The organism is Rathayibacter sp. VKM Ac-2762 (assembly GCF_009866585.1).
GTDB lineage: Bacteria > Actinomycetota > Actinomycetes > Actinomycetales > Microbacteriaceae > Rathayibacter.
This window is the reverse complement of sequence record NZ_CP047419.1, coordinates 3386382-3408094: the sequence shown is the minus strand read 5'-3', so window position 1 is coordinate 3408094 and position 21713 is coordinate 3386382. Positions and strand designations below refer to the sequence as shown.

Here is a 21713-nt window from a genome sequence, read left to right as displayed (position 1 = left end):
CACGAGCCTCAGTCGCGGGGTCGCCGTCGCAGCACGAGGAGCGTCACTCCGATGGCGGCGGCGACCGCGGCGAGAGCGCCGCCGATCCACAGGACGTCCCCGAGGAGTGCCGGGTCCGATCCGGACGTCGCCTGCGCCTCGTCGGCTGACTCGGCCTGTCCTCCTGAGACCGCGACGGTGCCGTTGCAGTCCGGGACCGAGTCCGACCCGTCGGCGAGCGCGGTCCCGTCGACCGGCGCCCAGTCGAACGCGTACTGGCCCGACACGGGGTGCCCGTCGGTCGACACGACCTGCCAGGTCACCTCGTACTCCCCCGCCGCGCCGAGCTCGAGCGGCATCGACGCTTCCGGCCCGACGACGCTGACGCAGCCGTCGCCGTAGTAGAGCCCGTCCGGCCCGACGACGCGCAGAGCCGCCGCCGTTCCGTCTGTCCCGAGGACGAGCAGGTCGTCGTTCGTCGTCAGCACCAGCGTTCCCGGCTGCTCCGTCACGGTCGAGTCCGCAGCGGGAGTCGTCGAGACGAGGTAGTTGTGCGCGCTCGCGGGCGCCGCCACCGCGATCGAACCGAGCAGCCCGATCGCGGTAGCGGCGACGAGGGCCTTCCGACGGGTCACGCCGACGCCCGGGGTCCGCGGCGGCGGGAGGCGAGCCCGACGGCCACGCCGACCGCGCCGACGACGAGCCCGCCGACTCCGAGGATGCGGGCGAGCACGTCGTCGCCGCTCGTGGCCGTCGTCGCCGAGGCGGTGGTCGCGACCGCGTCGTCACCGTCGCCGTCGTCGTCGTGTCCGCCCCCGTGGCCGGACCCCGCTTCCGCCGCGGTCACCGCGACGGTGGGAGCGGGCAGCTCGGGCTCGTCCTGGCCGTCGACGGTCGGCTGGTCCCAGGCGGTGCTGCCGGTCTCGCACGTCTGCAGCACGGGGAACTCCAGCGTGGAGCCGGCTGCGTCCTCGGGGAGCTGAAGCTGGAGGGCGACGGTGTCGCGGTAGCCGTCGGCGAGGGGCGTCTTCGCCGTGTAGACCACGTCCGAGACCCGCTTGGTCGCGGTGTTCCCGTGGGAGTCGGTGACCGGGTCGGCGATTGCGACCTCGTTCTTCACGACGTCCCAGTTCGGGTTGATCGTCGGGCTGACCGAGTTGATGCCGTCGGGCATCGTGATCGTGAGTCCCGTCGTCGGCGAGCCCTCGCAGCCGTGGGCCAGCGAGAACGTCACCACCGTGTACGAGCCGGCGGCGGTGCTGCTCGCCGCCGCGGTCACGTGGGCGCTGGCCGCCGTGGGCGCGGCGACAGCGAGCGCGATCGATCCGGCGGCGACGAGTGCGCCGCTGCCGACGAGGCGGAGCCGCGAGAAGGAAGAAGAAGAAGAAGAACGGGTCATGACGGTCGTGTCCTCGGGGGAGATCCGGCGCGGGGCCGGGAGTTCTGGACGCAGCGCGGGTCCGCGGTGCGTGCGGAGGCGCCGACCGGAGCCGCTCCCGCACGGGAGGGGCGTCAGGCGGCGCGGAGGACCCGCAGCGGCGGCCCGCGGTGCCGGAGGATCGAGAGGACCGCGTCGAGGGAACGGGGCGCCCGCGGCTCGGGGGTGCCCGTCATCGAGACGCCGGGTGCCGACGGGAGCGCGACCGCGGACGCGCGGGCGACGATCCGTACGACGACGCGCTGGAGGCCTGCTCCCAGCGTCCAGAAGAGGCGCTCGCCGTACCGGAACGCCGCGATCGTGAAGGCAGCCGCAGCGAGGTGGGCGACGAGCATCACCGGCGCGTGAGCCGCGTGTCCGCCTCCGCCGGCGATCAGCTCGATGGTCGACCCGTCGTGGAAGTGCGCGCCGGTGCCCGTCGTCCCGACCACGCTCACCTCCCCACCACTGCCCGTGATGAGGAAGAGGCCGTGGTACGCGATCTGGCTGAGGAGCACGGAGAGCGTCAGCCGGGGAAGGGACAGACGGCGCCCCGAGAGGAGGACGCAGACGACGACGGCGAACGCCGCGGCGAGGGCGAGCACGGCAGGAGCGGGGGTCTCGGCGCCCGCGAGCGTGTGGGAGGCGGCGGCCGTGGCGGTCGCTGCGAGAGCGGCGGCGACGCCGCGAGCCACTCGTGCGCCTCGGGTCTGCACTCGCCCGTCCTCTCGTCGTCGCGTCGACGCATGCGCGCGACGTCTCCAGGGTAATCGACGCGGCGGAGCAGCCCCCCGCCGTCCCGGTTCCCTGCCGTTACGAAGCCGTTACCTAGATCACCGAAAGAAATCCAAACCCCCGCAGGGAGGGCTCCGAACACATGTCAACGGCCGCGAAACGGTCCACACAGAACAGGTCCTCCGCATCACGTGGGGGCCGTCTCACGAAGGAGTAATCCCATGCGATCCACCAAGCGTTCCGCCCTCGCCGCATTCGCCCTGCTGGGCACCGCCGCCCTCGGCCTCACCGCCTGCTCGAGCGGAAGCGGCTCGACCACCGCCGCCAGCGACGCGGCGACCGAGATGTCGACCCCGATGGCCACCTCGTCGGCTTCCGCCTCCTCGACCCCCATGGCGACCATGGACCCGGCCGCGAACCTCGTCGGTCCCGGCTGTGCCGCCTACGCCGAGCAGGTCCCGGACGGCGCCGGCTCGGTCGAGGGCATGTCGCTCGACCCCGTCGCGACCGCCGCGTCGAACAACCCGCTGCTCACCACCCTGACCGCTGCGGTCTCCGGTGGCCTCAACCCCGACGTCAACCTCGTCGACACGCTGAACAGCGGCGAGTTCACCGTCTTCGCCCCGGTCGACGACGCGTTCGCCAAGCTCGACGCCGCGACCGTCGACTCCCTCAAGACCCCCGAGGGCGCCGCCACGCTGTCCTCGATCCTGACCTACCACGTCGTCCCCGGCCAGATCGCCCCTGACGCGATCGCTGGCGACCACGCCACCGTCCAGGGTGGCAACCTCACCGTCACCGGTTCCGGCGACGACCTGAAGGTCAACGACGCGTCCGTCATCTGCGGTGGCGTCCAGACCGCCAACGCGACCGTCTACCTCATCGACACCGTGCTGACCCCCCCGGCCAGCTAATTCCCCTCACCGGCTCCGGCCGGTGAACACGCCGAAGGGCGGGCACCTCGCGGTGTCCGCCCTTCGGCGTTCGTGCGTGCGGAAGCCCTCCGCGAAGCCGGGCACTGCAGAGCCGTCCAGCACAGAGTCGCGCAACGCAGCGCCGCCCCACGGGAAGCCGCACAGCGAGGAGCCCTGCGCAGCGCGGAGTCGGAGGGTCACCATGACCCGGCACTCGCCGTCACTCCGCACCACAGCACCCACCACGAACGACACGAGGCGCGGACCCCGATGCAGGGGTCCGCGCCTCGTCGTCGTGCGGTCGGCGGCTACTCGGCCGGGGCGCTGATCTCGCGCAGGACGCGGTCGCCGGGGCGGGCCTCGATCATCTCGGCCTCGATCTCGGCCCGGTCGAGCAGCTCCTCCATGCGGCGGCGGCGGTTGCGCGTGATGAGCGTCACGACCGTGCCCGTCTTGCCCGCGCGGCCGGTGCGGCCGGAGCGGTGGAGGTAGGTCTTGTACTCGTCGGGAGCGTCGGCCTGGATCACCAGGTCGATGTCGTCGACGTGGATGCCGCGCGCGGCCACATCGGTCGCGACCAGCACGTCCACGCGTCCGCTGGTGAGCAGCGCGAGGTTGCGGGTGCGGCGCGACTGGTTGAGGTCGCCGTGGAGGCTCGTCGCGGGGATGTCCGCGTGGTCGAGCTGCTCCGCGAGCTGCTCCGCGAACGCGCGGGTCCGGGCGAAGATCAGCGTCTTGCCCTGGCGGGCGGCGAGCTGCTCGATGATCTCGGCCTTGTCGCGGTGCTCGATCAGGAGCACGCGGTGGTCGATGGTCGAGGACGCCTGGTCCTCGCCGGCGACCTCGTGGACGCTCGGCTCGACCAGGAACTCGTCGACGAGCGTCGCGACGCCCTTGTCGAGCGTGGCCGAGAACAGCAGCCGCTGGCCGCCGTCGGCGGTCTGGCGGAGGATGCGCTGCACGGGCTCGAGGAAGCCGAGGTCGCACATGTGGTCGGCCTCGTCGAGCACCGTGATGGTGATGTTCGAGAGGTCGAGGCGGCCCTGCTCGACGAGGTCCTCGAGGCGGCCCGGCGTCGCGATGACGATGTCGACTCCGCGCTGGAGGGCTCCGACCTGCTTGTACTGGGGGACGCCGCCGTAGATGGTCGTCGTGAACAGGCCGACGGAGCGGGCGATCGGCTGGATGGTCCGGTCGATCTGCATGGCGAGCTCGCGGGTCGGCGCGAGGATGAGCGCGCGCGGAGCGCGGCCCGGCTTGCGGCCCTTCGCTCCGTTGTTCTCCATCAGGCGCTCGACGACGGGGGCGCCGAAGGCGATGGTCTTGCCGGAGCCGGTCTTGCCGCGTCCGAGGACGTCCTTGCCGGCGAGCACCTCGGGGATGGTCGCGGCCTGGATCGGGAACGGCGCGGCCGCTCCGAGCTCGGTCAGCATCCGGACGATGTTCCCGCCCAGGCCGAGGTCGCCGAAGGTGACGCCCTCGACGTCGACGGCGAGCGTGGCGGTCGCCTCGAGGCGCTCGAGCACGACGTCGTCGGCCTGGTGCGGCGCACGGGCGTCGCGGCTGGGGTAGAAGTCCGAGCCGGAGTCGCGGCGCGAGGGCCGGGAGTCGCGGTCGAACGAGCGGGTCGGGCGGTCGCCGCGGTCGTGGCCGCGCGAGGGGCGCGCGTCCCGGTCGAAGGAGCGGGCCGGGCGGTCGCTGCGGTCGAACGCGCGGGCGGGACGCTCGGTGCGGTCGTAGCCGCGCGAGGGGCGCTCGTCGCGGTCGCCGGCGCGGGCCGGACGGTCGTCGCGTCCGTAGGAGCGGGCCGGACGGTCGTCGCGGTCGTTCGAGCGGGCCGGACGCGCATCGCGGTCGAAGGAACGGGCCGGGCGGTCGCTCCGGTCGAAGGAACGCGTCGGACGGTCGTCGCGTCCGTAGGAGCGGGCCGGACGATCGTCGCGGTCGTTCGATCGGGCCGGACGCGCATCGCGGTCGAAGGAACGGGCCGGGCGGTCGCTCCGGTCGAAGGAACGCGTCGGACGCTCATCGCGCCCGTAGGAACGCGCCGGACGATCGTCGCGATCGTTCGAGCGCGCCGGACGCGCATCGCGGTCGAAGGAACGGGCCGGACGGTCGCTCCGGTCGAAGGAACGCGCCGGACGCTCATCGCGCCCGTAGGAACGCGCCGGACGATCGTCACGGTCGTTCGAGCGCGCCGGACGCGCGTCGCGGTCGTAGCCGCGCGAGGGCCGCTCGTCGCGGTCGTTCCCGCGGGCGGGCCGATCGGCGCGGTCGGTGGCCCGCTCGGCGCGCTCATCGGCGTTCCAGCGCGCCTTCTTGGGGGCGTTCTCGTCGACGGCGCGGAAGCCGCGGTGGCCCTCGCTGCGCGAGCCCGGCTTGGCGCCGGGGAAGCGCGAGCGGCCGCCGAGCTGGGACTTGCCGCTCGAGGCGCCGAAGCGGTTGGGCTCGAAGTTCTTGGCCGGACGTCCGCCGGCGGGCTTCTTGTTCTTGGGCATGGCAGTTCTTCCTGGGTTCAGGTCGTGCGCGAGGAGGCGACGCCGGAGGAGCCCCGTCGTGAGGGGCGTCCGTGCGCTGGACTGCTGCAGGGCAGCAGGGGGAGAACCCGGGCGAGTCATTGACCGGGGCCGATTCACACATGTGATTCGTCTCACGACGACTGTCGGAGACTCGGCCCACTTGACTAACAAACCCATCCGCACGAGAACGCACGGTGTCAAGAGCCGACCGAGTGAGTCTACACGCGGCCCCGGAGCCTGGCTAGGGCGGGGAGACGTGCGGCCAGGAGCCGCTCAGGTCGGGGGCCGCGAAGGCCGGGAGCCGCTCAGGTCCGGAGCCGCCCAGGTCCGGACCCGCGAAGCCCGGGAGCCGCGCACCTCCGCAACCGGTCCCCCGCGGAGTCGCCCCGCATACAGCCCCCCGGCCCCGAGCCGCAGCACGATCGACGCGCGCCCGCGCGCAACGACCGCCCGTCCGCTACTGCGACGCCCGCCGAGCGCGGTACGCGGCCACGTTCGCGCGATTGCCGCAGTTGCCCGTGTCGCAGTAGCGCTTCGAGCGGTTGCGGGAGAAGTCCACGAGCACCGCCTCGCAGTCCTCCGCCGCGCAGACGCGGATCCGCTCGCGCTCGTCGCCGCGGATCACGTCGACGAACGCCATGGCGGCCTCGACCAGGATGCGAGTGGCGAGCGGGCTCTCGTCGCGCGTCGCGTGGAGGTGCCAGCCGTAGGGTCCGTGCCGGACCAGCTGCGGGAGCGCGCGGCCGGAGTCGAGCATCCCGTTGACGACGGGGACGAGGTCCTCCTCGGCGCGCGTGAGCCAGAGGGTGCGGAGGGAGGAGCGGATCGCCTGCACGGCCTCCAGCTCCTCGGCCGATCCGTCGCGGCTGCCCGTGTAGCGGTTCTCGAGGAGGAAGTCGTCCAGCTGCTCGATCGTCGCCATCTCGTCCTCGCCGGACGGCGACAGCTCGGGGAGCGTGTTGACGAGGGTGGCGGTGGAGGTCAGCGACGCCTCTACGTCATAGGCGAACACCATGTTGACTCCTGACAGTGCGTCTCAGTAGTGTGCGATCAGCTCGCTGTCACGAGTGTAATCCTTTTGACTCCTGAAGGAGCCGGCCATGACCGCCGAGAGCACCGCCGCCGTCACCCTCCCCGCCGCGAGCGCGCCCGCGCCTGCACGGCGCCTCGGCTCCGGCCTCGTCGCGGCGCTGGCCGCGTCGGCGGCGTTCGGTCTGGGCGGGCCGTTCGTGAAGCCGCTCCTCGAGGCGGGCTGGACGCCGGCGTCCGCGGTCCTCTGGCGGGCGGGCGGCGCGGCCCTGATCCTCGCGATCCCGGCGCTCCTGTCCCTCCGCGGCCGCTGGCCCGTGCTCCGCCGCAACCTCGGCACGATCGCCCTCTACGGAGTCTTCGCCGTGATCGCCGCGCAGCTCTGCTTCTACAGCGCGATCGAGCACATGTCGGTCGGCGTCGCCCTGCTGATCGAGTACCTCGCGCCGGTGTTCCTCGTCCTCTTCGCCTGGGCGCGCACGCGCCGGCACCCCGGCCGCTTCACCCTCGCCGGCTCCGCGCTCGCGCTCGGCGGCCTGGTGCTCGTGCTCGACCTGTCCGGCGAGTCGACCCCCGAGCTGGTCGGGATCGCCTGGGCGCTGACCGCCTCGCTCGGCCTGTGCGTCTACTACGTCATCGCCGGCCGGGTGGATCCGGAGCTGCCGCCGATCGCGCTCACGGCGGGGGCGATGACGGTCGGCGCCGCGATCCTGCTGGCACTCGGGGCGCTCGGCGTCACACCGCTGCGCGCGACGTTCGGAGAGGTAGTGTTCGTCGGAGCGGAGGTCAGCTGGCTCCTCCCTGCGGGCGTGATCCTCGGCATGTCGACGGTGCTGGCGTATCTGCTCGGGATCGAGGGCGGACGCCGTCTCGGCACGCGGATCGCCTCCTTCGTCGGGCTGACGGAGGTGCTGTTCTCGATCGCGGCCGCGTGGCTGATCCTCGGCGAGCTGCCCGCGCCGATCCAGTTCGGCGGCGGCGCGCTGATCCTCGCGGGGGTCGTCCTGGTCCGTCTGCAGCGCGAGCCCGGCACCCCCTGATCGCGGGGGTGCCGCATCCGGGGCGCCGGGCACCCCGTACGCTGATCGCACTCATGCGCGAGCCCACCCGATCCCCGCGACGCGTCGCCGCGGTCCTGGCCGCCCTCGCACTGCTCCTCTCGGGCTGCGCGAGCACCACTCCCGTCTCGGAGCCGGTGGCGCAGGCGCTCGGAGCGGCACCCGCACCCGACTGGTCCGGCGTGAGCGTGACGGCCGACGTCGTCTACGACGCGAGCACTGGGCAGAGCGTCGACGTCTGCTCCTCCCCTGCCCCGTCGGCGGAGCCGCGGCCCGCCGTCCTCGTCGTGCACGGCGGGAGCTGGGCCCGTGGAGGCAAGGCCGACGCGAACTGGCGTCCGATCTGCCAGTGGCTCGGATCGGAGGGGTTCGTCGCCGTCTCGGTCGACTACCGCCTCGCGCCCGCCGCCGTGTTCCCCGCGCAGCTCGACGACGTGACGGCCGCCCTCGACTGGCTGCTCGAGCCGGAGCAGACCGCGCGCTTCGGCATCGATCCGGAGCGGGTGGCGGCCTTCGGAGGCTCGGCCGGCGGCAACCTCGCCTCTCTGCTCGGCACGCTGCCGGCGACCTCGTCGCGCCTGGCCGCCGTGGTCGACCTGAGCGGCCCCTCCGATCTCAGCGCCGCCGGCCTCGCCGACGACGACCCGGTGGTCGGAGTCGCGGCCGCCGTGCGCAGCTACCTCGACTGCGCGGACCTCGCCTCCTGCCCCGCTGCGACCGCCGCCTCGCCCCTCGCGCAGGTGGACGGCTCCGAGCCGCCGTTCCTCATCGCGCACGCGGCGCACGAACGGGTCGCGCTCAGCCAGTCGACCCGCTTCGCCGAGGCGCTGCGCGGAGCGGGGTCGAGCGTCGACCTCCTCGTCCTCCCCGGCTCGCTGCACTCGATCGCGCTGCTCGACGACGCTCTGCGTGCTCGGGTCGTCGAGTTCCTCCGCGCCCACATGGGCTCGTGAGCGGAGTCGTCGTCCGCCTCGAGGACGCAGCCGGAGCGGAGGGCCTCCTCGCCGCGGTCCCGCCCCCGCACGCCCGCGTCCTGATCGCCCGGATCGACGGGGCGGCGTCCGGCGTGCTGGTGCTCGCTCCCGGCCCGGACGACTTCGCCGAGGTGCTGGAGCTCGTGGTCGCCTCCGTCCACCGGCGCACGGGAGTCGCCCGACGGCTCGTCGCGGCGGCGGAGTCGTGGGCGCGGGTGCAGCGGATCCGCACGCTGCGCCTGGCCGCCGCGCCGGAGCTCGCCGCAGCGGCCGAGGCGCTCGGCTTCACGGCGATCGACGGCTTCGGAGCCCACGTCGGCGACGACGCGGTGCTCTGCTTCGCGCGTCCGGTCTGAGCAGCGCCCGATCCGAGGCGAACCGGGTCCGAGGAGCCCGGCCCGAGGGCCCGCCCGGTCGGAGGCCGACACGGCAGGACGCCCGGCGCCATCCGCGTGCCGCTCCCGAGAGGCGGCCCCGCCTCGTCCGGCGCGCACCCCCGCCGTCAGTCGATCGAGCAGCCCGGCTCGTCCGACAGCGCCCGCTCGATCCGGGCGCGGTGCTCGTCCGACATCGGCGGCAGCGCGTCGGGCGCGAACCAGCCGACCTCGGTCGACTCGTCGTCCGCGACGTGGGCCTCCCCGGAGATCCAGTGGCAGCGCACCACGTGGTCGAGGTACTGCGAGCGGTCCCCGTTGGGGTACTGCATCGGCGGGAGGGTGTGCACCTGCACGAGGCGCTCGACCTCGATCTCGACGCCCGCCTCCTCCTGCGCCTCGCGGCGGGCGGTGCCGGCGACGGTCTCGCCCGGGTCGATGATCCCGGTGACGGCCGTCCAGGCTCCGGTGTCGGCGCGCCGGACGAGCAGGACCTCGAGCGCCGGCTCCTCGCGGAGGATCACCGCGGTCACGCCGGTGAGCCAGAGCAGCTCGGTCCCGATCCGCTCGCGCAGCCGCAGCACGAAGTCGGGAGTCGCCATCAGTGCTCTTCGGGTCGGAAGTCGAACGCGACGATGCCGGCCGTGTCGACGAACGGCCCGACGAACTCCTTGAACGCGTCGTGGGCCGGATCCCAGTGCGCGGGGTCCTCGACGGCCGGCCGGCCCAGGTAGTAGTGCAGGTCGCCCTCGGAGGAGAAGGTCAGCAGGAACGCGCGGTCGAAGCCCTCGCCCGCACCCTCGATGCTCAGCTGCGGCCCGGTCTCGATCGACTCGATGTAGGGACGTCCGTCGCGGACGCACTCGTCGGCCAGGGCGAGGAAGCGGCGGGTGACCTCGTCCGCCTCGGCGACCAGCGCCGTCGGGCGGAAGCGGATCAGGACGAGGTGCCGGATCGTGCCCGGGCGGAAGTCGCGGGCGACGAAGCGCTCCGGACCGATCTCGTCGAGGACCGCGGTGGCGCGCTCCGGGCCGCTGCGCCAGCGCGAGCCGACCGTCTCGGCCGCATCCCTGATGTCCGTCATGCCGACGCCTTCCCGGCGCGGGCGGCACGCCGCCGCTCACGATACCCCTCGACCAGGTTGTAGACGACGGGCAGGACCACGAGGGTCAGCACCGTCGAGGACACCAGGCCGCCGATCACGACGATCGCCAGCGGCTGCGAGATGAAGCCGCCGTGGCCCGTGATCCCCAGCGCCATCGGCAGCAGGGCGAAGATCGTCGCGAGGGCGGTCATCAGGATGGGCCGGAGCCGCCGCTCGGTGCCGTGCAGCAGCGCCTCCCGCACCGGCATCCCGCGATCGCGGTACTGGTTCACCAGGTCCACGAGCACGATCGCGTTCGTGACGACGATGCCGATCAGCATCAGCACGCCGATCAGGGACGGCACGCCCAGCGGCACACCGGTGATCACCTGCAGGAGGATCGCGCCGGTCGCCGCGAACGGCACGGACACGAGCAGGAGCAGCGGCTGCAGGAGCGAGCGGAACGTCGCCACCATCACGACGTAGACGATCAGGATCGCGACCAGCAGCGCGATGCCCAGCTGCGAGAACGCGTCGGCCTGGTCGGCGGTCACTCCGCCGAGGGAGGCGTCGACACCGGCCGGAAGCGCCGTCGCGTCGATCGCGTTCTGCACGGCGACATTGGCCAAGGCGAGGTCGTCGCCCTCCGGGGTGACGGTGATGGTCGCGGTGCGCTGCCCGCGCTCGGTGGTGATGCTCGCCGGACCGTCCGTCTGCTCGACCGCCGCGAGGGTGGAGAGCGCGACGGTGCCGGTCAGGGTCGGCACCTCGAGGTTCCGCAGCTCGTCCACGGTGGCCGGCGGCTGCCCGTCGGCCAGGTAGATCGAGAGGGTGCGGTCGTCGATCACGACGCTGCCGACCTGGCTGGGCTGGAGCGCCTGGCTGACGATCGTGCCCACGGCGACCTCGCTGAGACCCGCCCGGGCCGCGGCGTCGCGGTCGACCCGCACCGCGATGTAGGGCAGCGAGGAGGAGAGGTTGCTCTCGGCCTGGCTGATCCCGTCGGTCCCGCGCAGGGCCTCGAGGAGCTGGTCGCTCGCGCTCTGGAGATCGCTCTGCGAGGCGGTCGAGAGGTCGACCTCGATGTCCGAGGAGGCGCCGAAGCCGGAGGAGGCGGCGACGCTGATGTCCTCGGCCGAGGCGACGCCCGACAGCGCGTCGCGGACGTCCGCCTGCACGGCCTCCTGGTCGGCCGACTCATCGGTGGTGACGGAGTAGCGGATCGAGGTGCCGGCGCCTCCTCCCCCGCCGAAAGCGCTCTGCAGACCGCCGGAGGAGCCGACGGTGAGCTGGACGGTCTCGACGCCGCCGACGCCGAGGATCGCCGTGCTCGCCTGCTGCGCCGTCGCGTCCTGCGCGTCGAGGCTCTGGCCGACGGGGACCGTCTGGGTGACGGTGAAGGTGTCCTGCCCGCTGGAGCCGAGGAAGTTCGTCTTCATCAGCGGGTACAGCGCACCGGTCCCGACGAGCACGAGCAGCGCGAGGAGGACGGTGACGACCGAGTGCTTCAGCGTCCAGTGGATGATCGGGCCGTACACCGACTGCAGCCCGCGCGCCCGCCGGGGAGCGGCGTGGGCGCCGTGGTGCGGGGCCTCCTCGACCGGCGCGGCGGTGTCGGCCGGGACCCCCGAGGCGGGTGCCCCTCCGGCCGCCGCGCGCTCCTCCGCGAGCGCCGCCTGCGCAGCCTGGCGCACCGCCGGCCGCTTCGAGGGGCGGAGGAACCAGTAGGCCAGCACCGGCACGATCGTCAGCGCCACCACGAGGGAGGCGAGCAGGGCGATCGACACGGTCAGCGCGAAGGGCCGGAACAGCTCGCCCGTGGTGCCGCCGACGAACGAGATCGGCAGGAACACCGCGACCGTGGTGATCGTGGAGGCGGTGATCGCGCCGGCGACCTCGCGGACGGCGACCGCGATGGTCCGGGCCCGGTCCTCGCCCGCGTCGAGGTGCCGCTTGATGTTCTCGATCACGACGATGGAGTCGTCGACCACACGCCCGATCGCGATGGTGAGCGCGCCGAGGGTCAGGATGTTGAGGGTGTAGCCGGCCGTCTGCAGGCCGATGAACGTGATCAGCACCGACGTCGGGATCGAGATGGCCGTGACCAGGGTCGAGCGCACCGACAGCAGGAACAGCAGGATCACCAGCACGGCGAAGACGAGGCCGAGCGCCCCCTCCTGCGCGAGCGACGCGATCGACTCCTGGATGTAGGGCGCCTGGTCGAAGACCGGGGTGAAGGCGGCGTTGTCGCCTATCGACTCCTCGAGGTCCGGGAGCAGCGCGGCCACGCCGGTCGACACGTCGACGGTGTTCGCGGCCGGGAGCTTCGTGATCGAGAGGGTCAGGGCGGGCTGGCCGTTGACGCGCGAGATCGAGGTGACGGGGGCGTCGGTGACGGCGACGGTCGCGACGGAGCCGAGGGTGGTGACCGTCGGCTCTGCGGTCACGGCCGCGCCTCCCGCCGCCGCTCCGACGTCGGAGCCGCCGACCGAAGCGCCGGAGCCCGCGGAGGCACCCGCGCCCGCTGACGCACCGGCGCCGCCCGCACCCGCGGAGGCACCTGCGGACGGCAGCAGCGGCAGCGCCGCGATCGCGTCGGTCGAGTCGAGCTTGACGCCCGACTGCACCGAGAAGGTCGACCCGTCCTGGGTGATCTGTCCGCCCGCGACGAGCACGCCGTTCTGCTGCAGGGCCGAGCGGATGTCGCCGGTCGAGAGGCCGGCCGCGGCGAGCGCCGCGTCGTCCGGAGTGATCGTGACGCGCTGGGCGGTCTCGCCGACGAGCGCCGCCTCGCGCACGCCCTCGACCTTCTCCAGGTCCGGGATGACCGTGGTGCGCAGGCGCTCGGCCAGCGCGTCCGCGTCGCCGTCGCTCGACACGGCGAGCTGCAGCACCGGCAGGTCGTCGAGGGAGCCGGTGACCACCTGCGGGTCGACGCCGTCCGGGAGCGTGCTCTTGATCCGGTTGATCGCCTGCAGGATCTTCTGCTCGGCGGTGGCGAGGTCGGTGCCGTAGGTGAAGGACGCCGAGATGAGGGAGGAGTCCGTGGAGGACGTCGCGCTGGTCGTCTCGAGCCCCGGCACCCCCTGGATGGCGGTCTCGATCGGCGTCGAGACGTCGTCGTTGACCACCTCTGGAGCGGCGCCCGGGTAGGACGTGACGACGGCGAGCTGCGGGAAGGAGATCGACGGCGCGAGCTCCTGCTTGAGCCCGGTCAGGGCGACTCCGCCGAAGACGGCGATGACGACGGTGACGAGCGCGATGAGCGCCCGGTTCTTCATGCTGAGGACCGCGAGGAGATGCACCCTCCGAGTCTTCCATCAGCCGACTGAGTGTTGGGAGGGACGCGGCGTTCCGGGGCGCGCGACGGGGCGACCCGCGCCACCGGCCGGCCCGGACGCCCTCAGCCCAGGCGGACCTCCGCCGTCGACGACCCGACAGGGAGGCTCACTGCAGCGCCCGCCCCCGCGCTCGAGAGCGCGAAGTCCCCGGCGAAGGCCCGGACGCCGATGCGCCCCTCGGCGTCCGTCCGGAGCACCGTCGGCTCGAGCCACCAGTCCCCGCGGATCCGCGAGCGCAGCGCCTCGTAGGCCGGCTTCGGGCTCCCGTCGCGGCGGAGGAACCCGCCCGGCGCTCCGAGCCAGGCTCCGGCGTCGTCGAAGCCCCAGTAGGTGATCGCCTCGACCGCCGGATGCGCGACCAGCGTCTCGTAGTGCCGCACCATCTCGTCCGCCTGCCGCGCCTCTCCCTCCGGAGTGGTCGGCCAGTGCTCGACCACGTGGTCGTTGAGGTCCTCGATCTCGGCGGGCATCAGCTCGCCCGAGACGAGGGTGGTCTCGGTCCAGTGCAGCGGCAGGCCGAAGCGCGCGAACCTGTCGCAGATCGCCGTGATCTGCTCCTCCCCGCGGAACCCCTGGTGCATGTGCGACTGCAGGCCGATCGCATCGGGCCGGATCCCGGCCTCGAGCACGTCCTCGATCAGCCGCTCGTACTCGGGCCCGAGGTCGAAGTCGTTCAGCACGAGCACCGGTCCGGTGCCGACGCTGCGTGCCTCCGAGAAGGCCAGCTCGACCATGCCGACGCGTCCCTTCTCGCGGGCGAGGCGGGTGACGGCGTTCGTCACGCCGTCCGGCTCGTTGGCGAAGCGCGGCATGATGACGACCTCGTTGATCGCGTCCCAGGTGTCGATCAGCCCGGCGAAGGCGCCCACCTCCCGGCGGATGCGCGCGCGGAGGAGCTGCTCGGCCTCGTCCAGCGGCAGCGCGTCGAGCCACTCCGGCTTCACGTAGTGCCAGACGAGCGGGTGCCCCTTCAGGCGGACGCCGTCCGCGGCGAGCGCGCGCGCCTCGGCGAGCACCTCCTCCGTCGCGGTGCGGCCGCGCTCCGGCTCGAAGCGGCCCCAGTAGACGGGGAGCGTCGCCGTGTCGAACAGGTCGAGCCAGAGCCGGCGCTCCTCGGCGCGCGCGGGGTCGGTGCTCGGAGGGGTGCAGCCGAAGGCGAAGGCGTGGCGTCGCTGCTCGACCGTCACGTCGGCGTGGGCGAGCGGAGCGCCGTCGGCACCGAGGACGGTGACGAGGGCGTCGGCGAGACGGGGGCTGAAGTCGGTCATGCGGGGCCTCTCAGGCGGGGTGGCGCTCGTCGAGCGCCGTGTACTCGGATCGGGTGAGCGGGAGGACCGCTCCGTGCTTGGTGTCCTCGGGCAGGTCGAACTCCTCCGCGAGCTCCCAGCGGCCCGAGGCCGGGTCGGTGCTCGTGTAGGCGCGGTAGCCGTAGGGGCGGAGGGCGTACTGGTCGACCCAGAGCGACCAGCGCTCCTCGCGGTGGTGCCGGAAGACCAGCGGCCCCTCGATGCTCGGGCCGAGCTCCTGCCCGATCCCCCGGGCGACGGTGGCGAAGTCGTCCGCGAGGAGGGAGGAGCCGACCTGCTGGAACACCTGCATCGTGTCGGGGGCCTCGTCGTGCTGCTTGGCGAAGCGGTGGACGGCCGTGCCCTCGATCAGCAGCATCATGTCGATCACTCCACCGGGCAGCCGCAGGTAGGTCTCGGGCTCGGTGAACGTGCGGAAGTCGCGCGTGCGGGACATCAGGATGCGGCTGCCGCCCGTCTCGCCGGTGGCGGGGTCGCCGTCCTCGGCCAGGCCGGAGGACCAGTGCACGAGGAAGTCGCCCGAGACCGGGTCGTAGACCGACTCCGGCGCCCAGGCCATGCCCGCGCCCTCGGGAGCGACGGCGACCGCGCGCGGCTCGGACCACTCGAGGAGGTCCGGGGAGTCCCAGACCACGAGGTCGCGGCTCCCCCGGTGCCGGTAGAGGTCCCAGTCCGGGCCCTCGGGCCGCCAGACGCGGAGATCGGTGGCGACGAGGTGGAAGCCCCGCGGCCCGCGGACGATGTGGGGGTCGCGGACGCCGCCCGTGCCGCCGGTCCACTCCAGCACCGGCCCGAGCGCCCGCCAGCGCAGCGGATCGTCGCCCCGGCTGAGCGAGAGGAAGATCTTCTCGCTGTGGCCGGTCCGGTCCTCCACGAAGTGGACCAGCAGGTAGCCGTACCCGTCGCTCATGAGAGAACGATCTCACACGCCCGGCGGGCACTCCACCTCAGACCACGTCGGCGAGGTACCCCGGGTCGGCCGCCGGGTGCCGGGCGACCTGCGCCCACGCCGTCGCGAGCGCCTCCACGGCCCGGTCGGTCGCCTCGGGCGAGTAGCCGATCGGGATGCGGAGGAAGCGCTCGAAGGCGCCGTCGATCCCGAAGCGCGGGCCCGCGGTGATCAGCAGGCCCGCCGTCCGGGCGGCGAGCGCGAGCTGCGAGCTCGCCGGCCGGCCCAGGCCCACCCAGGTGGAGAGGCCGCCCGAGACCCGCGGCACGCTCCACTCCGGGATCGCGCGCGCCAGGGCCGCCTCGAGGTGGTCGCGGCCGGCGCGCAGCTGCGAGCGCCGCAGCTCCAGCACGCCGTCCATCCGGCCGAGCATGTCCGCGACCAGGAGCTGCTCCAGGATCGGCGTGCCGAGGTCGCTCGCCGAGCGCGCCAGCGCCAGCTTGCGGATCACCGCCCGCTCGGCGCGGATCCAGCCGATCCGGATGCCGCCCCACAGCGTCTTGCCGACGGAGCCGATCGAGAGCACCGTCCCCTCGGGCCCGTAGGCGGCGAACGGCAGCGGCGACATCCGCCGGTCGATGTCGAGCTCGGCCGTCGTCTCGTCGGCGATGATCAGGGTCCCCTGCCGGGCCGCGGCGGCGATCGCCCGCTCCCGCAGCTCGGGGGCCATGGAGCGGCCGGTCGGGTTGTGGAAGTCGGGCATCAGGTAGGCCAGGCTCGGGCTCGTGCCGCGCAGCGCGGCGATCAGGCCCTCTCCGTCCCAGCCGTCCGCCCCGTCGACGTTCACCGGCACGAGCCGCGCGCCGGCCAGCCGGAGGGCCTCGTAGGCGTGCGGGTAGGTCGGGGCCTCGATCAGCGCCCGGTCACCCCGCGCGAGCAGGGTGCGGGCGACGAGCGCGATCGCGTGCTGCGCGCCGATGGTCACCATGATCTGGCCGGGCTCGGTGCGCAGACCCCGCGCGGTGTAGCGCTCGGCGATCGCGCGGCGCAGCACCGGCAGGCCGACGGTGTCGTAGGAACCGGAGTCGAAGTGCTCGGGGGCCGCCTGCGCCGCGCGGGTGTACGCCTCGGCCAGCTCGGGGACGGCGGGCAGGGCCGCCTTGGTGAAGTCGAGGAAGTCCGGCGCGAGCGAGGGCACCGCGTGCACGGCCGCTCCCGGCAGGCGGGTGACGCTGCCGGAGCCGCGCACGCTGACGAGGTAGCCGCTGTCGCGCAGCTCGCGGTACGCGGCGGCCACTGTCGTGCGGCTGACGCCGAGGCGGGCCGAGAGCTCGCGCTCGGCGGGCAGGCGGCTACCCGCGGGAATGCGGCCGTCGATCCCGAGGAGGCGGATCCGATCGGCCAGCGCGAGGTAGGCGGGCCGGGTGCCGCGCTGCTCGCGCCAGTCGCCGAGGAGGGTCTGCAGGGCGCGCGCGCCGAAGTGGACATCAGCCATGCGTCCAAGGTAGCCGGATTGGACCGCGCGAAGAAGGCCAATGTCGCGCTGTGATGAGTCCATGACCCTCACCGCTCCCGTTGCCGCCGCCGCTCCCCCAGCAGGCCAGTGGCGCCTCCGACCCGTGCCGCGCCTGCTGGTGGGCCTGATCCTCTACGGATTCGCCGACGCGATGATGATCCGAGCGGCGATCGGCGTGGACCCGTGGACCGTCTTCGCCCAGGGGGTCGCGCACCAGACCGGGCTCGGGATCGGACTGCTCACGAACGTGATCGGCCTGCTCGTCCTGCTGCTGTGGATCCCCCTCCGACAGCGGCCCGGTCTCGGCACCGTGCTGAACGTGCTCGTGGTCGGCACGATGATCGACGTCGGGCTGCGCGTGCTGGCGACGCCGGACGAGTGGTGGGCCCGCGGCCTGCTCTTCGCCGGAGGCCTCGTGCTTCTGGCGGTCGCGAGCGGGATCTACATCGGCGCCCACCTCGGTCCGGGGCCCCGCGACGGACTGATGCTGGGCCTGCACACCCGCACGGGCCTGCCGATCTGGGTGGCGCGCTCGGGCGTCGAGCTCACGGTGCTGCTCATCGGCTGGGCCCTCGGCGGCGACGCCGGCCTCGGCACCCTCCTCTTCGCGGTGCTGATCGGGCCGCTCTGCTCGGTGACCCTGCCTCTGCTCGGGGTGCGGAGGCACTGACCCGCGCACGACGGAGGCCCCGCCTCCCGGATCGGTTCCGGGAGGCGGGGCCGTCGCGATCGGATCGGCTAGCGCTTGGCCGCGATCTCCGCACGCATCCGCGACGCCTCGTCGGAGTCCTGGATCGAGGCGATCCCCTCGGTGATCGAGGTGCCCGACGCGGGGGCCTCGTGGTCGTCCGCTCCGAGCGTGGTCTCGTCGAAGGGCGAGCGCCCGCCGAGGACCTCGCGGACCTGCACCATGTCGATCTGCTTGGTCCAGGTGCCCACGAGAAGGGTGGCGACCGCGTTGCCGGTGAAGTTGGTGACCGCGCGGGCCTCGGACATGAAGCGGTCGATGCCGACGATCACGCCGACGCCGTTGACCAGGTCGGGACGGAAGGACTGGAGGCCGCCGGCCAGCGTGGCCAGGCCCGCTCCGGTGACGCCCGCGGCGCCCTTCGAGGCGATCATCATGAAGAGGAGGAGGCCGATCTGCTCCGGGATCGACATCGGCGCTCCGGTGGCCGAGGCGATGAACAGCGACGCCATCGTGAGGTAGATCGCCGTGCCGTCGAGGTTGAAGGAGTAGCCGGTGGGCACGGTGATGCCGACGACGGGCTTGGAGACGCCGAGGTGCTCCATCTTCGCGATCAGGCGGGGCAGCGCCGCCTCCGAGGAGGAGGTGCCGACGATGAGCAGGTACTCGCGGGCCAGGTACTTCATCAGCGAGAAGATGCTGACGCCGGTCACCAGGCGCAGCAGCAGGCCGAGGACGACGACCACGAAGATCGCGCAGGTGATGTAGAAGCCGATCATCAGGGTGGCGAGAGCGACGACCGCTCCCCAGCCGGTCTTGCCGACGACCGCGGCGATGGCGCCGAACGCGCCGATCGGGGCGACCCAGAGCACCATCGAGAGGATGCGGAAGACCAGGACCTGGAGCTGCTTGATCGCTCCGAGGATCGGCTGTCCCTTGGCGCCCATCTTCTGCAGCGCGAAGCCGACGAGCAGCGCGACGAAGAGGGTCTGCAGGATGCTGCCGTCCACGAGCGAGGAGAACAGCGAGACGGGGATGATCCCGAGGACGAAGTCGCTGGTGCTCTCGGCCTTGAGGTCGCTGGTGTCGTAGGTGGCGCTCGAGATGTCGAGGCCCTCGCCCGGGTGCAGGATGTTGCCGACGACGAGGCCGATCGCCAGGGCGAAGGTCGACATCACGATGAAGTAGCCCAGCGCGAGTCCGCCGACCTTGCCGACCGTGGCGGCCTTCGCGATGGAGCCGATGCCGATGACGATGGTGCAGAAGATGATCGGCGCGATCATCATCTTGATCAGTCCGACGAAGGCCTTGCCGACGGGCTCGAGCGTCGCCGCGAAGGCGGGAGCGACGAGTCCGACCACGACGCCGGCGACCACGGCGATGATGACGGCGATGTAGAGCCAGTGGTTCCGGTCGATGCGCCGCCGGGTCTTCGGAGGGGTGACCGCGGGGATCAGCCGGTCGGACGGCGTCTGAGGCGTCTTCGCCATGGGGGTGTCCTTCTCTTCGTCGAGGTGAGGGGGTAGGACGATGGTGGCCCCGCCTCCGGAGCCCGGCACGGTTGCGTTCATACTGTTCACGGCGGGGCGCCCCGAGCGCTCGCTCACGAGGGAGTGGCATGGTCAGGACGCCGAGCGCACGCGGACCGCGCGGCAGCATCGCCGCGCGCCTGTTCGCCGTGCAGCTGCTGAGCATCCTGCTGATCGCCGCGGCGGCCGTCGCGGTGCTGGCCCTCGACGCGCGGAGCCGAGCGGGCGACGAGGCGGCCCAGCGGAGCCTCGTCGTGGCGCGGACGGTGGCCGACAATCCGTTCGTCCTGGAGTCGACGGCCGGTGCGGATCCCTCCGCGAGCCTGCAGCCGTACGCCGAGGAGGTCATGCGGGACACCGGCGTCGACTTCCTCACGATCATGGCCCCCGACCGCACCCGGTACACCCACCGCGACCGCGACCGGATCGGCCTGCCGTTCCAGGGCACGATCGAGCCCGCGCTGGAGGGGCGGACCTTCACCGAGACGTACACCGGCACGCTCGGGCCCTCCGTCCGCGCCGTCGCACCGATCGAGGACGCCGACGGCGCGGTCGTCGCGCTCGTGTCGGCGGGCGTCACGCTCTCGGCCGTGGACGCCTCCTTCGCCGCCCGCGTGCAGGTCGTCGCGTGGGGCGCGCTCGGTGCGGTCGCGCTCGGCGCACTCGGCTCGTGGCTCCTCGCCCGCTACCTGCGGCGGGTCACGGGCGGGCGGGGCCCGGAGCAGATGAGCCAGGTCTTCGCCTACTACGAGTCCGTCCTGCACTCGGTGCGGGAGGGGCTGCTGCTGGTCGACGACCGCGGCCGACTGGTGCTCGCCAACGACCACGCGCTGGAGCTGCTCGGGCTCGAGGGCGTGCGGACGCCGGTGCCGGTCGCCGAGCTCGACCTCCCCGTCGCCCTGCGCGAGCTGCTGCAGGACGACGAGCCCGTCTCGGACCGCCTGGTCGTGGCCCGCGAGCGGATCCTCGTGGTGAACGAGCGGCCCGCCGCCTCCCCCGGAGCCCGCCCCCTCGGCACGGTCGTCACGCTCCGGGACCGCACCGAGCTGCAGCGGGTGAGCGGCGAGCTGGAGTCGCTGCGCACCCTCTCGGACGCGCTGCGCTCGCAGACCCACGAGTTCTCGAACCGCCTGCACACCATCGCGTCGCTGATCGAGCTCGGCCGCCCCGACGAGGCGCTCGCGTTCGCCGCCGGCGAGCTGAACCTCAGCCAGCGCCTGGCCGACCGGGTCCTCGGCTCCGTGCAGGAGCCGGTGATCGCCGCCCTGCTGCTGGGCAAGGCCGCACAGGCCCGCGAGCGCGGCGTCGAGCTGCACTTCGAGACGCACCTCGAGCCCGGCACGCAGGGGCTGGAGCCCGGGGACCTCGTGACGGTGCTCGGCAATCTGATCGACAACGCCCTCGACGCGGCCGCCTCCTCCGCTCCGGACCGCGAGCCGTGGGTGGAGGTCTACCTCGGCCTCGCGGAGGGCGAGCTGGTTGTGCAGGTGTCGGACAGCGGCCCCGGAGTCGCGAGCGCCGCCGACGTCTTCGCGCGCGGCTACTCGACGAAGGAGTCGGACGGCTTCGGCCGCGGCATCGGCCTGGCGCTGGTGCAGCAGGTGGTGGAGCGGCTCGGCGGCTCGATCGAGGTCTCGCGCCACGTCGGCGCGGTGTTCACGGTGCAGCTGCCGCTGCCCGCGCGGGTGGCGTCGTGATCCGGGTGCTCGTCGTCGAGGACGAGCCGCTGACCGCGAGCGCCCACGCCGACTACGTCCGACGGGTCGACGGCTTCGAGGTGGCCGCGATGGCCGGCAGCGGGGCGGAGGCGATCCGGGCGCTGCGCGCGGACCCGGGCATCGCGCTGATCCTGCTCGACATGAACCTGCCGGACATGGGCGGCCTCGACCTCTGCCGGGCCGTCCGGGCGGCGGGCCTGGACGTCGACGTCATCGCGATCACCGCCGTCCGCGACGCCGCGAACGTGCGCGCCTCCGTCGCCGCCGGCATCGTGCAGTACCTGATCAAGCCGTTCGTCTTCAGCGCGTTCGCCGCCAAGCTCGCCAGCTACCGGTCGTACCGCGAGCGGATGCACGGCGCCGACGTCGCCAGCCAGCACGAGGTGGACGGGGCCTTCGCGGCGCTCCGCACCTCCAACGCCCCGGGTCTGGCCAAGGGGCTCTCGGCCCAGACCCTCGAGGCCGTCACCGCACTCCTGGGCCCCGTCGGCCTCTCGGCGGCCGAGCTCGCCACCCGCCTCGACATCTCGCGGGTGACGGCCCGCCGCTACCTCGAGCATCTCGCCGACTCCGGAGTGGCGGACCGCGCGCCCCGCTACGGCTCCCCCGGCCGCCCGGAGCTGGAGTACCGCCGCCGCTGAG

The 21713-nt window shown here is 73.2% G+C and carries 19 protein-coding genes; 7 read left to right on the top strand and 12 right to left on the bottom strand.

Annotated features, from left to right (window positions below; genetic code table 11):
• Positions 1-8: 8 nt before the first annotated feature.
• From GTU71_RS16015 to GTU71_RS16005, 3 genes are all read right to left on the bottom strand, one after another.
• Positions 9-614 (bottom strand): copper resistance CopC family protein, encoded by a 606-nt coding sequence (locus tag GTU71_RS16015; protein WP_159941019.1) that lies wholly within the window; start codon positions 612-614, stop codon positions 9-11.
• On the bottom strand, positions 611-1378 hold the full coding sequence (locus GTU71_RS16010; protein WP_104267143.1) for a YcnI family protein: 768 nt from the start codon (positions 1376-1378) through the stop codon (positions 611-613). Before GTU71_RS16010 ends, GTU71_RS16015 begins: the two co-directional genes overlap by 4 nt.
• A 113-nt stretch (positions 1379-1491) precedes the next feature.
• On the bottom strand, positions 1492-2091 hold the full coding sequence (locus GTU71_RS16005) for a hypothetical protein (RefSeq protein ID WP_159941017.1): 600 nt from the start codon (positions 2089-2091) through the stop codon (positions 1492-1494).
• A gap of 261 nt (positions 2092-2352) precedes the next feature.
• On the opposite strand from GTU71_RS16005, the gene GTU71_RS16000 reads away from it, so the two are divergent.
• Positions 2353-3045, top strand: coding sequence for a fasciclin domain-containing protein (locus tag GTU71_RS16000; RefSeq protein ID WP_104223824.1), 693 nt, complete (start codon positions 2353-2355; stop codon positions 3043-3045).
• A gap of 308 nt (positions 3046-3353) precedes the next feature.
• On the opposite strand, the gene GTU71_RS15995 is transcribed toward GTU71_RS16000, so the two are convergent.
• Entirely contained in the window at positions 3354-5543 is a 2190-nt protein-coding gene (locus tag GTU71_RS15995; protein ID WP_159941015.1) for a DEAD/DEAH box helicase, read from the bottom strand.
• Positions 5544-6021: 478 nt separating this feature from the next.
• Positions 6022-6579: a CGNR zinc finger domain-containing protein gene (locus tag GTU71_RS15990; protein WP_159941013.1), complete on the bottom strand. Its 558-nt coding sequence runs from the start codon at positions 6577-6579 to the stop codon at positions 6022-6024.
• Between the two features lie 85 nt (positions 6580-6664).
• Here GTU71_RS15990 and GTU71_RS15985 point away from each other — a divergent pair, with 85 nt between their 5' ends.
• From GTU71_RS15985 to GTU71_RS15975, 3 genes are read left to right on the top strand one after another with little or no spacing between them, the layout of a single operon-like run.
• Positions 6665-7633, top strand: a complete 969-nt coding sequence (locus tag GTU71_RS15985) for a DMT family transporter (RefSeq protein ID WP_159941011.1) — start codon at positions 6665-6667, stop codon at positions 7631-7633.
• 53 nt (positions 7634-7686) lie between these two features.
• Positions 7687-8604 carry an alpha/beta hydrolase gene (locus GTU71_RS15980; RefSeq protein ID WP_159941009.1) on the top strand — a complete coding sequence of 306 codons (918 nt, stop codon included), beginning with the start codon at positions 7687-7689 and terminating at the stop codon, positions 8602-8604.
• On the top strand, positions 8601-8981 hold the full coding sequence (locus GTU71_RS15975; protein ID WP_159941007.1) for a GNAT family N-acetyltransferase: 381 nt from the start codon (positions 8601-8603) through the stop codon (positions 8979-8981). The genes GTU71_RS15980 and GTU71_RS15975 overlap by 4 nt, the downstream gene beginning before the upstream one ends.
• A gap of 146 nt (positions 8982-9127) precedes the next feature.
• Here GTU71_RS15975 and GTU71_RS15970 read toward each other — a convergent pair whose 3' ends face one another.
• The 6 genes from GTU71_RS15970 to GTU71_RS15945 all read right to left on the bottom strand — a co-directional run bounded on the left by GTU71_RS15970 (position 9128) and on the right by GTU71_RS15945 (position 17115).
• A complete protein-coding gene (locus GTU71_RS15970) occupies positions 9128-9601 on the bottom strand; it encodes an NUDIX domain-containing protein (RefSeq protein WP_159941005.1) in 474 nt (157 codons plus the stop codon).
• Positions 9601-10083, bottom strand: a complete 483-nt coding sequence (locus GTU71_RS15965) for a Dabb family protein (RefSeq protein ID WP_104267150.1) — start codon at positions 10081-10083, stop codon at positions 9601-9603. Before GTU71_RS15965 ends, GTU71_RS15970 begins: the two co-directional genes overlap by 1 nt.
• On the bottom strand, positions 10080-13388 hold the full coding sequence (locus tag GTU71_RS15960; RefSeq protein WP_159941003.1) for an efflux RND transporter permease subunit: 3309 nt from the start codon (positions 13386-13388) through the stop codon (positions 10080-10082). Before GTU71_RS15960 ends, GTU71_RS15965 begins: the two co-directional genes overlap by 4 nt.
• A gap of 98 nt (positions 13389-13486) precedes the next feature.
• On the bottom strand, positions 13487-14692 hold the full coding sequence (locus GTU71_RS15955) for an endo-1,4-beta-xylanase (RefSeq protein ID WP_159941001.1): 1206 nt from the start codon (positions 14690-14692) through the stop codon (positions 13487-13489).
• A gap of 10 nt (positions 14693-14702) precedes the next feature.
• Positions 14703-15641 (bottom strand): glycoside hydrolase family 43 protein, encoded by a 939-nt coding sequence (locus GTU71_RS15950; protein WP_159940999.1) that lies wholly within the window; start codon positions 15639-15641, stop codon positions 14703-14705.
• Between the two features lie 37 nt (positions 15642-15678).
• Positions 15679-17115, bottom strand: coding sequence for a PLP-dependent aminotransferase family protein (locus GTU71_RS15945; protein ID WP_104237649.1), 1437 nt, complete (start codon positions 17113-17115; stop codon positions 15679-15681).
• 172 nt (positions 17116-17287) lie between these two features.
• Between GTU71_RS15945 and GTU71_RS15940 the strand changes: the two genes are divergently transcribed.
• A complete protein-coding gene (locus tag GTU71_RS15940; RefSeq protein WP_104223867.1) occupies positions 17288-17806 on the top strand; it encodes a hypothetical protein in 519 nt (172 codons plus the stop codon).
• Between the two features lie 68 nt (positions 17807-17874).
• Here GTU71_RS15940 and GTU71_RS15935 read toward each other — a convergent pair whose 3' ends face one another.
• A complete protein-coding gene (locus GTU71_RS15935; protein WP_159940997.1) occupies positions 17875-19314 on the bottom strand; it encodes a cation:dicarboxylase symporter family transporter in 1440 nt (479 codons plus the stop codon).
• Positions 19315-19442: 128 nt separating this feature from the next.
• Here GTU71_RS15935 and GTU71_RS15930 point away from each other — a divergent pair, with 128 nt between their 5' ends.
• On the top strand, positions 19443-21050 hold the full coding sequence (locus GTU71_RS15930; protein WP_104260395.1) for a sensor histidine kinase: 1608 nt from the start codon (positions 19443-19445) through the stop codon (positions 21048-21050).
• Positions 21047-21712, top strand: coding sequence for a response regulator (locus GTU71_RS15925; protein ID WP_159940995.1), 666 nt, complete (start codon positions 21047-21049; stop codon positions 21710-21712). Before GTU71_RS15930 ends, GTU71_RS15925 begins: the two co-directional genes overlap by 4 nt.
• Position 21713: the final 1 nt, after the last annotated feature.